The 12,189-nt window shown below is 66.8% G+C and carries 18 protein-coding genes; 11 read left to right on the forward strand and 7 right to left on the reverse strand.

Going from position 1 to position 12,189, the window contains the following annotated elements; genetic code table 11:
• Together KBY83_RS06780 and KBY83_RS06785 are read right to left on the reverse strand one after the other, a co-directional pair.
• On the reverse strand, positions 1–543 hold the full coding sequence (locus KBY83_RS06780) for a histidine phosphatase family protein (protein ID WP_255018867.1): 543 nt from the start codon (positions 541–543) through the stop codon (positions 1–3).
• Positions 543–2,150, reverse strand: coding sequence for a DUF3352 domain-containing protein (locus tag KBY83_RS06785; RefSeq protein WP_255018868.1), 1,608 nt, complete (start codon positions 2,148–2,150; stop codon positions 543–545). Before KBY83_RS06785 ends, KBY83_RS06780 begins: the two co-directional genes overlap by 1 nt.
• A 54-nt stretch (positions 2,151–2,204) precedes the next feature.
• Between KBY83_RS06785 and KBY83_RS06790 the strand changes: the two genes are divergently transcribed.
• The 3 genes from KBY83_RS06790 to KBY83_RS06800 all read left to right on the forward strand — a co-directional run bounded on the left by KBY83_RS06790 (position 2,205) and on the right by KBY83_RS06800 (position 4,133).
• Positions 2,205–2,561 (forward strand): rhodanese-like domain-containing protein, encoded by a 357-nt coding sequence (locus tag KBY83_RS06790; RefSeq protein WP_255018869.1) that lies wholly within the window; start codon positions 2,205–2,207, stop codon positions 2,559–2,561.
• A gap of 126 nt (positions 2,562–2,687) precedes the next feature.
• Complete coding sequence (locus KBY83_RS06795) at positions 2,688–3,596, forward strand: heat-inducible transcriptional repressor HrcA (protein WP_255018926.1); 909 nt, start codon at positions 2,688–2,690, stop codon at positions 3,594–3,596.
• 303 nt (positions 3,597–3,899) lie between these two features.
• On the forward strand, positions 3,900–4,133 hold the full coding sequence (locus KBY83_RS06800) for a hypothetical protein (protein WP_255018870.1): 234 nt from the start codon (positions 3,900–3,902) through the stop codon (positions 4,131–4,133).
• 18 nt (positions 4,134–4,151) lie between these two features.
• Here the strand turns inward: KBY83_RS06800 and trpB are convergent, their stop codons facing one another.
• Positions 4,152–5,423 (reverse strand): tryptophan synthase subunit beta, encoded by a 1,272-nt coding sequence (gene trpB, locus KBY83_RS06805; RefSeq protein WP_255018928.1) that lies wholly within the window; start codon positions 5,421–5,423, stop codon positions 4,152–4,154.
• 163 nt (positions 5,424–5,586) lie between these two features.
• Between trpB and KBY83_RS06810 the strand changes: the two genes are divergently transcribed.
• From KBY83_RS06810 to KBY83_RS06820, 3 genes are all read left to right on the forward strand, one after another.
• Complete coding sequence (locus KBY83_RS06810; protein ID WP_255018871.1) at positions 5,587–5,832, forward strand: FitA-like ribbon-helix-helix domain-containing protein; 246 nt, start codon at positions 5,587–5,589, stop codon at positions 5,830–5,832.
• Complete coding sequence (locus tag KBY83_RS06815; RefSeq protein WP_255018872.1) at positions 5,829–6,218, forward strand: type II toxin-antitoxin system VapC family toxin; 390 nt, start codon at positions 5,829–5,831, stop codon at positions 6,216–6,218. The genes KBY83_RS06810 and KBY83_RS06815 overlap by 4 nt, the downstream gene beginning before the upstream one ends.
• 76 nt (positions 6,219–6,294) lie before the next feature.
• Complete coding sequence (locus tag KBY83_RS06820) at positions 6,295–6,639, forward strand: translation initiation factor (RefSeq protein WP_255018874.1); 345 nt, start codon at positions 6,295–6,297, stop codon at positions 6,637–6,639.
• A gap of 19 nt (positions 6,640–6,658) precedes the next feature.
• Here KBY83_RS06820 and KBY83_RS06825 read toward each other — a convergent pair whose 3' ends face one another.
• Complete coding sequence (locus tag KBY83_RS06825; RefSeq protein WP_255018876.1) at positions 6,659–7,030, reverse strand: type II toxin-antitoxin system VapC family toxin; 372 nt, start codon at positions 7,028–7,030, stop codon at positions 6,659–6,661.
• Positions 7,027–7,269 carry a type II toxin-antitoxin system VapB family antitoxin gene (locus KBY83_RS06830; protein WP_161956159.1) on the reverse strand — a complete coding sequence of 81 codons (243 nt, stop codon included), beginning with the start codon at positions 7,267–7,269 and terminating at the stop codon, positions 7,027–7,029. Before KBY83_RS06830 ends, KBY83_RS06825 begins: the two co-directional genes overlap by 4 nt.
• A gap of 126 nt (positions 7,270–7,395) precedes the next feature.
• Between KBY83_RS06830 and cysC the strand changes: the two genes are divergently transcribed.
• Positions 7,396–8,052, forward strand: a complete 657-nt coding sequence (gene cysC / locus KBY83_RS06835) for an adenylyl-sulfate kinase (RefSeq protein WP_255018877.1) — start codon at positions 7,396–7,398, stop codon at positions 8,050–8,052.
• Here cysC and KBY83_RS06840 read toward each other — a convergent pair.
• Positions 8,009–9,121, reverse strand: coding sequence for an AI-2E family transporter (locus KBY83_RS06840; RefSeq protein ID WP_254962259.1), 1,113 nt, complete (start codon positions 9,119–9,121; stop codon positions 8,009–8,011). The two genes, cysC and KBY83_RS06840, sit on opposite strands and share 44 nt — an antisense overlap.
• On the reverse strand, positions 9,121–9,678 hold the full coding sequence (gene purE / locus KBY83_RS06845) for a 5-(carboxyamino)imidazole ribonucleotide mutase (protein ID WP_255018878.1): 558 nt from the start codon (positions 9,676–9,678) through the stop codon (positions 9,121–9,123). Before purE ends, KBY83_RS06840 begins: the two co-directional genes overlap by 1 nt.
• A 50-nt stretch (positions 9,679–9,728) precedes the next feature.
• On the opposite strand from purE, the gene KBY83_RS06850 reads away from it, so the two are divergent.
• The 4 genes from KBY83_RS06850 to KBY83_RS06865 all read left to right on the forward strand — a co-directional run bounded on the left by KBY83_RS06850 (position 9,729) and on the right by KBY83_RS06865 (position 12,176).
• Positions 9,729–10,898 carry an N-acetylglucosamine-6-phosphate deacetylase gene (locus KBY83_RS06850; protein WP_255018929.1) on the forward strand — a complete coding sequence of 390 codons (1,170 nt, stop codon included), beginning with the start codon at positions 9,729–9,731 and terminating at the stop codon, positions 10,896–10,898.
• A gap of 26 nt (positions 10,899–10,924) precedes the next feature.
• Positions 10,925–11,638: a magnesium protoporphyrin IX methyltransferase gene (gene bchM / locus KBY83_RS06855; RefSeq protein ID WP_255018879.1), complete on the forward strand. Its 714-nt coding sequence runs from the start codon at positions 10,925–10,927 to the stop codon at positions 11,636–11,638.
• 89 nt (positions 11,639–11,727) lie between these two features.
• Entirely contained in the window at positions 11,728–11,934 is a 207-nt protein-coding gene (locus tag KBY83_RS06860; protein WP_254931865.1) for a 2-oxoisovalerate dehydrogenase, read from the forward strand.
• Positions 11,931–12,176, forward strand: coding sequence for a type II toxin-antitoxin system HicA family toxin (locus KBY83_RS06865; protein ID WP_255018880.1), 246 nt, complete (start codon positions 11,931–11,933; stop codon positions 12,174–12,176). Before KBY83_RS06860 ends, KBY83_RS06865 begins: the two co-directional genes overlap by 4 nt.
• Positions 12,177–12,189: the final 13 nt, after the last annotated feature.

The following is a 12,189-nucleotide window of genomic DNA, read 5'->3' on the forward strand; positions in this document are numbered from 1 at the left end:
TTACGGCTGCCGCTGGCCATCCCGCCGTAGCCGCAGCAACCGTGGGCCAATTAGGGCCTCCAGGCTGGCCCCGGTTGGGCCCAGGCGCAGCAGCACGATGCCTGCCTTGCGCAGAGAAATTGTGCCCGCCGGCAACCCCAGCAAGCTCGAGGCCAGCTCGCCCAGGTCTGGCTCATGGCCCACCAGGCCAAGGCGCTGCCAAGTGCCCTCCTGGAGCAGCGGCAGCCGATCACCACCCGGCGCCAGGCGATCCTCCAACTCCAGCGCCGGCGCTAGACCAGCCGCCACGCCAATTTCAGCGGTCTGCAGCGCCCGCCGCAGGGGGCTGCTCAGCAGGCGATCACAGTGGAGCTGCAAGCGGCACAACTCCGCCGCCACGGCCGCAGTGCGCTGACGGCCTTGAGCCGTAAGGGCCCGCTCCTGATCAGGGCGATCGGGGTGGCGATCTTCGGCGATGCCATGGCGCCAGAGCAGCAGTTCGCGCTCGACTGGTTCACTCGCAACCAGTTCACTCTCAACCGGTTCGCGCTCAGCTCTAGCCATCAACCGAATTCAAGGCGGGCCTTGAGGTGCAGGTTGGCATCAGGCTGCGCTTCCCAGCCCAGGCTCAGGCTCTGCACGGCCGGGGCCAGGGGCTGGCCGGCCAGGGCGGACAAAAGCTGCCAGGTGCTCCAGCGCTGCAGCAAGGGCTGGGCCCGGCCCGCCGCCATAGCCCACTGCAGGGGAGCCTGGGGTAGATCGAGGCCGGCGAGCTGCTCCAGCCGCAGCCGGGGCGGCTTGCGGGAGTCACGCTGCTCCTGCAGCACCGTGAGGGTCTGACCCCACCAGGCCAGGCGGCCCTGGCTGGAGCGGGCGCCCTCCAGGCTGGCCTGCAGCTGGTTGGCATCGCCGCGGGCGAATCGGCCTCCAGCCTGGCCAGCCTCCAGCCTGGTCCACACCCGCAGATCGGGATCGCCTTCCACCGGCAGCGGCGCGGCGATCAATCCCTCGACGGCCAGCACCCCAGCGAGGGCCTCCGGCTGCGGTTGGTCGGCGCCAGTGCCGAGCAGCCAGCCCTGAGTTGCCTCACTGCGCAGCAGCGGGCCATCGGCGGCGGCAGTCACCAGGGCCGGGAACGATCCCGGCTCGGCCTGCAGCACTGCCGCCAGCAGGGGCTGCCAGTAGGCCGGCCAAGCGGCGGGGCGCTGTACCAGGGCCAAGCTCTCTGAGCGGCCCTGCAGGGCCGCTAGTAGAGCGGCTCCCGTGGAGTCAATTTCCCCAATGCCATCCGCAGAGGGAGCCGGCACTGCGGCATCTGCAGCGAACTGCAGAAGGGCATCCAGCTCCAAGGAGCGGTTGTCGGGGCGCAGGCTGGCCACCAGCTCCTGCACGACCCCAGGCGCCGTGAACTCACCCGGCAACCCCAACCAGGGCCCCAGGGTTTCTGGACGGGCTGTTAGCAGCAGCGCCCCCTGGTCAAGGCGTTGAACCGCCTGCTTAAAGCGGGGGCTGGCCGCTTGGTTGAGCTCATCAATCTGGGAGACGTCGAGGGCCTGCTCCAGCACCCCCCGGCCCGACGCGATCAACACCAGGTCGTCGTCGATCAGCGCCGTAGCTATTGGCACCGGGCTGGTGCCCACCAGAGCACCACGGCCACTGATCAAGCCCATGCCACGATAGCTGCTGATCTGCAGGTCGGTGCCAGCAAGACTGCGGGTCTGCCAGAAGCGCTGCAGAAAGCGGCGGGCGCCGTCAGCGTCGCGACTGCGCAGGGCCAGCAACCAGCCATCGGGCGCCGCCCCGGGCTCTGAGGCCAGTAGGGCAAAGCCGAGTTCGCGGCCCAACCAAGGGGCCAGCTCGCCGGGATAGTCGAGGCCGGCGGCGGCGAAAGCACCATCCCTAAGACCTGCGACCGCCTCAGCCGCCTGGCGCCGCTGGCGGGGGGGAGCCACCGCCCTGGCGTAGCCCACCGGCTGCTCGCCATCGCTGAGCAAATAGAGACTCAGGGCGGCTTGACGGGGCACAAAGCGGGCCGCCCGGGGCGACACCAGCTGCTGGTGCTGAAGTTGCAGGGGGGAGTGCTGCAGCACCAACCACCAGCCACCCACCGCCAGGCTCAGCAACAGCAATGCCACCGCCAGCACGACCGCCAAAAACGGGCGGGCCTTCATGCGCCCCACGCAGGATGGGTCCATCTTGACCCCAAGCCACCCCGTCTGCCCGCCATGGCACCTATCGAGACGACACCGCAGACAATCCGGGCCCGCGACCTGCAAGAGCGGCTGGAGCGGGGCGAGGCGATCCAGCTGGTGGACGTGCGCGAAGAAACCGAACTGGAATTGGCCCGCCTGCCCCATGCCGTGGTGCATCTGCCCCTGGGCCGATCTAACGAGTGGATTGGCCAACTCAACCAGCTGCTCGACCGCGACCGCCCTGTGGCCGTGCTGTGCCACGCCGGCGTGCGCAGCTGGCATCTGGGCTGCTGGCTGATGCAGGAACACGGCTTTGATGCCGTCTGGAATGTGCAAGGGGGCATCGACGCCTGGAGTGTGGAGGTCGATCCGGCCGTACCCCGCTACTGACACCCGCGGGGCTGCGTACGATCGAATCTCTCCAGCGGCGCCCGCTTGCAGTCCGCCTCACCCAGGCCCTTGCCCGCCCGGCAGCAGGAAGTACTGCAGCTCGCCGTGCGCCACTACGTCGACACGATGGAGCCGGTGGGCAGCCAGACCCTGGTGCGCCGTTTTGGCCTGCAGGCCAGCCCGGCAACGGTGCGCTCAGCCATGGGGGCGCTGGAGCAGCGTGGCCTGCTCACCCAGCCCCACCCCTCCGCTGGCCGAATCCCCAGCCAGCAGGGCTACCGCACCTACGTTGACCAGCTGCTGCCCGCACCAGGCGCGGCCGCCCTGCAGCTGGAGCGCGAACTCACCGGACTCAGCCTGCAGTGGGCAGCCCTCGACGATCTGCTGCTGCATCTGAGCCGGCGCCTGGCAGATCTCACGGGCCTGCTCAGCCTGATCACCAGGCCCCAACGCCAGCAGTCCCAGCTGCAGGCCCTACGACTGGTGGCCAGTGGTGAACGCCTGCTGGTGTTCCTGGTGGAGGGGGGCTCCACAGCCAGCAGCCTCAACTTGCGGCTGCCCTGCCTTGCAGTAGCGGAACTGGCGTCCCTGGAGCGCTGGGTCGCGGTCCAACTGGAGGGCGGCAGCATCGACTGGTCCGCCCTGCCCTCCCACCTGACCAGCAGCGGCGCCGTGCTGCGCCAAGCGCTGGCTAGTCATGGGCAGTCGCGCCAGCTGGAGGGCGAGGGCGCTGTAGCCATGGGCCTCGCTGGCCTGCTTGCCCAGCCGGAATTTAGCCAGACCCTCAGCCTGCGCCCCTTAGTGGAGCTGGTGGAGGATGCGCCCCAACAGCTCCTACCCCAGCCGGGCATTTGGATCGGCGCCGAGCATCCCCACCGGGCCCTGCACCAGTGCGCCGTGGTGCAGGCCAATTACCGCAGCGGCGACGGCGGCGTGGGCCAGGTGGCCTTGGTGGGGCCGATGCGCATGGCCTATGCCACGGCCCGAGCCGCCGTGGGCTCGGTGGCCCAGGCGCTGGAAAGGCTTTTGCGCTAGATCGGGCCGTTGGCGATCAATCCCAGCGCGGATTATTTCCACAGCCAAAGCCGATAAACTGATTTCAAACTTCAGCTCAACCAGTTAATGGACCTCCAATCAGCAGGAGTGATCCTGAGAATTCTCAATCTGGTTGCCCTTGCAGATGGCGGGGTATCTCTTGAAGAAGAGAACCTCCTGGACTCTCTGAGCAAACAATACAAACTTCAGGCCAAAATTATTAATTGGGAAGATTAATTATCTGATCCCTCCTGCATCGAGGAGCTGGCAGCTTTTATAAATCCGGAGCAACGGGAACTGGCCATGAAAACCGCCGTGATGGTGGCTTCCGCCTCAAGACACCAGCAGGATGATGAATTCATCTGCGAGCAAGAGCGCGAGATCCTGACCCGTCTTGCCACCGGCCTCGAGCTGAGCCCCGATCAGCTGCAAACAATTGAGAGCGAGGCAGCCGATGAGATCAAGGAGCACCCCAACCTATGGCAGGTGCTCTTTTCACTTTTCGGCAATCGTTTCGACTTCCCAGTCCTGGGCTGATGCCAGAGCGGGCTGGGATCAGCCCCCCATCTTGTCGCCGAGCTTCTCTGCCACGGTGTTCACGTCCTTATCGCCGCGGCCTGAGAGGTTGAGCACCACCTCGGTGCCGGGGGCCAGGGTGGGGCAGAGCTTCTCCAGCCAGGCGAAGGCGTGGGCCGTTTCCAGGGCCGGGATGATGCCCTCCAGCCGGCACAGAAGCTGCAGGGCGTCCAGCGCCTCGGTGTCTGTCACGGCGCCGTATTCGGCCCGGCCGATGGTTTTGAGGTAGCTGTGCTCGGGGCCCACGCCGGGGTAATCGAGGCCGGCGCTGATCGAGTGGGCCTCCTGCACCTGGCCCTCCTCGTCCTGCAGCAGGAGGCTCATGGCGCCGTGCAGCACCCCAACGCGGCCCTCGGTGATGGTGGCGGCATGGCGGCCAGTGGCCACGCCATCGCCGGCGGCCTCCACCCCCACTAGGCGCACGGCCGTGTCCTGCACGAAGGGATGGAACAGGCCCATGGCGTTGGAGCCACCGCCCACGCAGGCCACCAGCACGTCGGGCAAGCGGCCAAAGGCCTCGTGGCACTGGCGCTTGGTTTCCTCGCCGATCACGGCGTGGAAATCGCGCACCAGCATCGGGTAGGGGTGGGGGCCCGCCACCGAACCGAGGATGTAGTGGGTGCTCTCCACGTTGGTGACCCAGTCGCGGATCGCCTCACTGGTGGCGTCCTTGAGGGTGGCAGTGCCGGCAGTCACAGGTTGCACCGTTGCCCCCAGCAGCCGCATGCGGAACACATTGAGGGCTTGACGGCGCATGTCCTCGGCGCCCATGTAAACGACGCACTCCAGCCCGAAGCGGGCGCACACGGTGGCGGTGGCCACGCCGTGCTGGCCAGCTCCTGTTTCGGCAATGATCCGCTTTTTGCCCATGCGCAGGGCCAGCAGCGCCTGCCCTAGGGCGTTGTTGATCTTGTGGGCGCCGGTGTGATTGAGGTCTTCCCGCTTCAGCCAGATGCGCGGGCCGCCCTCGGGCCGGCGGTAGTGCTCCGTGAGCCGCTCGGCCTCATAGAGGGGATTGGGGCGCCCCACATAGGTGCGCAGCAGGTGGTTGAGCCGGTCGGTGAAGGCCGGATCCTTCCAGGCCTCAGCCGCGGCCTGCTCCAGCTCCGCAAGAGCGGGAATCAGGGTTTCGGGCACGTACTGGCCGCCGAACTGGCCGTAGCGGCCCAGGCTGTTGGGGCGGGCTGCGCGCTCCAGGGCCGCTGGATCGACGCCGCTGGCTGCGGAGCTGGGAGAGACGGTGCTTGTCACCGGTGGCGCTATCAGATCTTGTAAGCCTAAGAAGCCAGCGGCCGGCAGCAGCGCTTCCAGCACACGAGCATCGCTGGACGACGCACGGCGATCCAGAACCACGGCCTGCAAGGGTCCAGAACGGATCCATAATGGTTGTATCGCCTTGAGATCACTGGCTGCCGTGGCCAAAACCATCACACTCAAAAACCTGCCCGAGGCGCTTCATGCCCGGCTCGCCGCGGCGGCCAAGCGGCACCGGCGCAGCCTGAACAATGAAGCGATCGTTTGCCTGGAGGCCGGACTAGGCCATGACCACTTGGCCGCAGAGCAGCAGCTAGGAGAGATTCGGACCCTGCGCGACAGCCTGGCTCAGCACAGCTTTGATCCGGCTGAGATCGATGCCTTCAAGCGCGAAGGTCGGCCTTGATTGTTGTCGACACCAACGTCCTGGCCTATCTGCTGCTGCCAGGGCCCAAAACAAAGTTGGCAGAAGCTCTGTTGCTCGATCAACCCCGCTGGGCAGCACCGCCGCTCTGGCGCCGTGAGTGGCGGAATGTGCTCACCACTTACCTACGGCGTGACCTACTCCTGCTCTCTCAGGCCGTGGCACTGATGCAACGAGCAGAGGCGCTGCTGGCCGGTCAGGACGAACCCGTGGGGTCCGAACAGGTTTTGCAGCTGGCTCACAGCAGCCGCTGCAGTGCCTACGACTGCGAGTTTGTGGCTGCTGCGCAGCAACTGGGGGTGCCGCTGGTCACGGAAGACCGCGCTGTTCTTGTTGCATTCCCGGATGTGGCGAGACCCCTGGGTTAAGGGCCGAAGCGGGGGCATTGCAATCCGGGGGAAGGCTGCGCCGACCAGAATCCGAACCAGCGTTGCAGGATTGGGCATGGCCAAGAAGGGCAGCTGGCAGGAATTCAGCAGCAACGCCGCAAGCACGGCCAGACCCACCGCCGCTGGGGCCGGCCCGGCGGGCGCACCCAGTCCAAAGGCCCAGCAACGGGTGCGAGTGCAGCGCACCAAGGCAGGCAAGGGCGGAAAACTGGTGACGGCGATCACGGGACTTGAGGTGCCGGAAGCCGAGCTGAAAACGCTGCTCAAGCAGCTCAAGGCCGTTGCCGGTACAGGCGGCACCGTCAAAGAAGGGGTGATCGAACTGCAGGGCGACCAGGTGGCTCCGGCGCTCGCGGCCCTGGAGAAGGAGGGCTACCGGCCCAAACAGGCGGGGGGCTGAAAGGCAAGCGCCACGAACCTCAGAAGCCGGCCTTGGTGAAATCGTCGCCGATGTAGCCAAGGGGCAATTGGTCACGCTCAGCCAGGGCCGCCGCAAAACAATCCCCGAAGTTCAGCTGGGCCGGATGGCCCTGGCCCTTGCCAAAACGCTGGAAGATGCCGAGAGCGCGCTCTGCCAAATCCGCATCCACCGGCACCAGATCGGGGTCAATCAGATCCAGCAAGGTCTGCATCGGTTCGAGCACACCACGGCAGTGAGCAACCAGCAGCAGCTCCTGCAGGGTGCCAGCGGACATGCGTAAAACCTCTGCCTCCCCGAGCTCCTGCTGGTGTCGCTCCCACCCCGGCTCTCGCTGAAGAATTGCGAGCAGCAGCGAAGTATCCAGAATCACGATGGCAAACCCTGCTCGTCGTACAGCGAATCGGGATGGAAAGGTTTGGCCGTCTCAATGGCCTGATCCTGCAGGACTGGTAACTCGGCACTGAGGCGCCTGCGCCGGCTCAACCACCGCTGCCGCTGCAGCTCCAGCTCCAAGGCATCCCGCACAATCTCCGTGACCCCCCTGCCCGTGAGCTGCCGCAGCTGCTCGAGCAGGGCGTCCACCCGAGGGCTCTTGATGCTGACAGCCATTGCGGAAAGCACTTATAGTTGTCAATTCTAGAATCAAAATCAGCCCCCGGGCACCAAAGCACCTCTCAAGGGCCTGACGCGATGCACAGGGGAGAATGGCCCCATCCGTCCCAACGCCCTGCGCCGATGTCCGCCGCTCCCACCAACCCCACCTACGGCGAACTAACCAACCAGGGGGCCTCGACCAACATCGCCTGGCACCACACCTCGGAGGATCGCTCTGGCCGGGCCCTGCAGCGCGGCCACCGCAGCGCCATCCTTTGGTTCACCGGCCTCAGCGGCTCGGGCAAGAGCACGCTGGCCAACGCCGTGAATTCGGCCCTGTTTGAGAGGGGGCTCTCCTGCTACGTGCTGGATGGAGACAACATCCGCCACGGCCTCTGCAAGGACCTGGGCTTCTCCGATGCTGCCCGCGAGGAAAACATCCGCCGCATTGGCGAGGTGAGCAAGCTTTTTCTAGATGCGGGGGTGGTGGTGCTTACCGCCTTCGTGTCGCCCTTCAAGGCCGACCGCGACAAGGCCCGCGCCCTGGTGGACGCCGGCGACTTCATCGAAATCCACTGCGCCGCTGACCTGGAGGTTTGCGAGGGGCGCGACACCAAGGGCCTTTATGCCAAGGCTCGGGCCGGCGAAATCAAGGAGTTCACGGGCATCTCCAGCCCCTACCAGGCCCCCGAGCAGCCCGAGCTAAGGGTGGATACCGGCAGCCAAAACCTGGAGGAGTCGGTGGCCGTGGTGCTCAGCTATCTGGCAGCTCAGGGCGTGATCCCGCAGGGGAGCTGAACACCGGCACCTCACCGGAGCGCAGCTGCTCTCCCCAAGCATCGAGGAAGGTCTTGGCGCAGCTGGCCACCGGCACCGCCAGCACCAGGCCGAGCAGATCCCCCAGGCCCAGCAGGCTGCCCAGGCGCGCACCCAACGGCAGGCTGATCAGCAGCCAGGCCGGCTGCAGGCCCACAATTCGGCCCATCAGCCGGGGCTGGATCACCTGGTCCACCACCTGACCAACGCTGATGGCTGCGGCCAGCACTTCTAGGCCCGTGCGGGGATCATCCAGGGCGAGCAGCACGCTCACCGCCACGATCGTGAGGGCACTGGCGTAGGGCACCAGGGTGGTGAAGCCAATCGCCACCGCAAACAGCACTCCATAGGGAATGCCCAGCAGGGTGAACACCACGATCTGGGCAACGCTGAGAATCAGGGCCAGCAACACCTGGCCGGCGAAGTAGCCGCGGAAGGTGCGGTTCAAAGTCGTGACCACCAGGCTGCGCGCCCGTAGGGGAAGCCACTGGGCCAGGCCGGAACTGATGCCCTCCCCTCCCAGCAGTAGAAACACCGCCAGCACCAGCACGATCACAGTGTTGACCGTGAGGCCCACGGTGGTGCCCAACAGACTGAGCAGCTGCTGGCTGAATTGGCGGGCCAGCTGGCTGGTGCGGGTGAGCAGCTCGCTGCTGAGGTCGCCAAAATCGGTGGGCAGACCCCGCGCCACCGCCCAGGCCTGCAGCTGCTGCAACAGGGTTTCCCCCTGGGCCAACCAGCCCGGCAGGGCCGTGATCAGCTCGCCCAACTGCTCGACCAGCCGCGGCACCAGCCAGACGGCGGCCAGGCCGATCAGGCCCACACTCACTCCCACCACCAGGGCGTAGGCAAGCCAACGCGGCAGACCGCGGCCCATCAGCCAGCGGCTGGGCAAATCCAGCAGGAAGGCGATCAGGGCGGCCGCCACAAACAGGGCCGGGAAGGGCGCCAGGGGCAGCAGCAGCTGGCGCAGCACCCAGAGGTTGAGCACCAGCAAGGGCAGGGCCAGGCCGGCCTTGAGCCAGGGGGGCAGAACGAGCCGTTCCAGCATCAGCCCATCTGCTCCAGATAAGCCCGGCTGCCCAGCTGCTGCAGGCGGGTGTCCTTGGCCGTTACCTGGCCGTGCAGCCCATCGCGGTAGTCCGAGATCTCCTGGGCGAGGCGGGGATCAGCGGTGGCCAGGATCTGCGCCGCTAGCAGGCCAGCATTGAGGCCATTACCGATCGCCACCGTGGCCACCGGGATACCAGCGGGCATCTGCACGATCGAATGCAGCGAATCCACACCCGATAAGGCCCGGCTCTGCACCGGCACGCCGATCACCGGCAGGGTGGTGAGCGCGGCCACCATGCCGGGCAGGTGGGCGGCGCCGCCGGCGCCGGCGACGATCACCTTGAAGCCCCGCCCTCGGGCCATCTGGGCAAATTCCACCATCTCCAGGGGAGTGCGATGAGCAGAGAGCACCCGCACCTCTACCACCACCCCAAACTGCTCCAGCACCTGCACCGCCGGCTGCATCGTGGGCAGGTCTGAGTCGCTGCCCATCACCACCGCGACCCTGGGAACACCGGGGCCCGCGGGCGAATCGGAAGGGGGGATGGCAACCACGCAGGCGCAGGCGGAGAATGGCATTGTCCCGTCTGGCGGCCCTTCTGCCCATGCGCTGGCTCAGCAATGTGCGACTGCCCCAGGCCAAGCGCTGCAGCCATGGCGCCAACCAGCGCTGGCGCATCGGCCTTGACGACGACGATCTGATCAGCCTGGTGGAGCCTTTGCCCGCCGGCAGCCGGGCCGCCGGTGACGACTGGCACGGCGACTGGCTCAGCCCGGCCGGGGTGGATCTGCAGATCAACGGCGGCCTGGGCCTGGCTTTTCCGGAGCTCACGCCGGCCGATCTTCCCCAGCTGGAAGCTCTGCTGGAGCTGCTCTGGCGCGATGGTGTCGAAGCGATCTGTCCCACCCTGGTGACCTGCGGCGTTGCACCCCTGCGCCAGGCCCTGGCCGTGCTGGCCGAGGCGCGGGCAGCCCACCGACCAGGCCGCTGCCAGCTGCTGGGCGCCCACCTGGAGGGTCCCTTCCTTGAGCCCAGTCGCCGGGGCGCCCATCCCTCCCAGCACCTGGCCGCCCCGAGCCTGGCCGCCCTGCTGCAGCGCATTGACGGCTTTGAAAGCGACATCGATCTGGTGACCCTGGCACCAGAACTGGAGGGCGCTGGCGCCGTAATCACCGCCCTGGCCGAGCGGGGCATCGTGGTGAGCCTGGGCCACAGCGCCGCCAGCGAGACCCAGGCCCAGGCAGCCTTCGCTGCCGGGGTGACGATGCTCACCCACGCCTTCAACGCCATGCCTGACATGCACCGGCGCGCGCCAGGGCCGGTGGCGGCTGCCGCCCTACGAGGGGATGTGGCAATCGGCCTGATCGCCGATGGGGTGCACGTGGCCCCCACCATGGCGGTGCTGCTGCAGCGGCTGGCGCCTGAGCAGGTGGTGCTGGTGAGCGATGCCCTGGCCCCCTACGGCCTCGGCGAAGGCCAGCACCGCTGGGATGAGCGCTTGCTGATCGTGGCCGACGGCAGCTGCCGGCTGGAAGACGGCACCCTGGCCGGCGTCACCCTGCAGCTGCTGGAGGGGGTGCGGCGCCTGGCCCAGTGGACCGGTGAGCCGGCCCGGGCCATCGCCGCGGCCACCGTGCTGCCCCGGCGGGTGCTGGGCGATGACCGCAGCCTCGACCAGATGTTGCTGGGCATGCCCCTGGCGGAAACCCTGCGCTGGCAGGAGGGGCCCGCCGGACTCAGCTGGCAGCGACCCGGAGCAGAAGTCACTCCCTAGGATCCGCGCCACGACCGGATATCCCCATGCCCCCCGACCAGCTACTGGAAGCCAACCAGGCCGAAAAACTTGAGGTGAAGGGCTACTTCGAAACCACCGGCTTTGAGCGCTGGAATCGCATCTACAGCGACAGCGACGACGTCAACCGGGTGCAGCGCAACATCCGCATTGGCCACCAGAAGACGGTGGACAACGTGCTGGCCTGGCTGCAGGAGCAGGGCGGACTTGAGAGCCGCAGCTTCTGTGATGCCGGCTGCGGCGTAGGCAGCCTGACCCTGCCCTTGGCCCAGCTGGGTGCGGGATCCATCGCCGCCTCCGACCTCTCTGCTGCGATGGTGCAAGAAGCGCAGCGCCGCGCTGCTGATCTGGGCGTCAAGCCCGGCCAGATCAGCTTCCTGGCCTCCGATCTAGAGAGCCTGGAGGGTCGCTACGACACGGTGATCTGCCTGGACGTGTTCATCCACTACCCCCAGGCCCCGGCCGAGGAGATGGTGCGCCACCTGGCCTCGATGGCGGAGCGGCACCTGATCGTGAGCTTCGCTCCCTACACGCCGCTGCTGGCCCTGCTCAAGGGCATCGGCCAGCTGTTCCCAGGCCCCAGCAAGACCACCCGGGCCTACACCCTGCGCGAGGATGGCATCGTGGCCGCCGCGGCCAAAGCCGGCTTCAAGCCCATGCGCCGCAGCCTCAACAAGGCGCCCTTTTACTTCTCAAGGCTGATCGCCTTCGAGCGGGGCTGACCCCGCAAAGCGGGCAATCCCGCAGACCAACCAGCCCCCTGATTCGATGCCAGACTCTTTCTTGGCAGAGGGCCCCGGGCAAAAGCACGATGAACGAAATTCTTTTTGTCGTGGAAGAAGCCGAGGACGGGTCATTCCGAGCCAACGCTGTTGGCAGTTCGATTCACACAGAGGCGGAAGATTTGGAGCAGCTGCATCAAGAGATTCGTGATGCCGTGCACTGCCACTTTGAGGAGGGTGATGCGCCCCCGTTGATACGGCTTCATCACGTGCGCCAGGAACTGCTTGCCCTGTGAAGATCCCCCGTGATCTCGATGGTGCAGAACTAGCGCGGCGGTTAGCCCGATTTGGCTATGCCGTGACCCGACAAAGTGGCAGCCACATGCGACTCACTCGCCTGCTGCCGAACGGGCAGCAACACCTCACCATCCCCGCCCATAAACCTTTGCGTGTGGGCACACTCCGGCAGATCCTCAAGGACGTGGCCAATCAAGTTGGCACCAATCTGGAAGCGCTGATCCAAGCGCTGGATACCTGATCGCCTTCGAGCG

This window comes from Cyanobium sp. WKJ7-Wakatipu, from assembly GCF_024345355.1.
Classification (GTDB): domain Bacteria; phylum Cyanobacteriota; class Cyanobacteriia; order PCC-6307; family Cyanobiaceae; genus Cyanobium_A; species Cyanobium_A usitatum.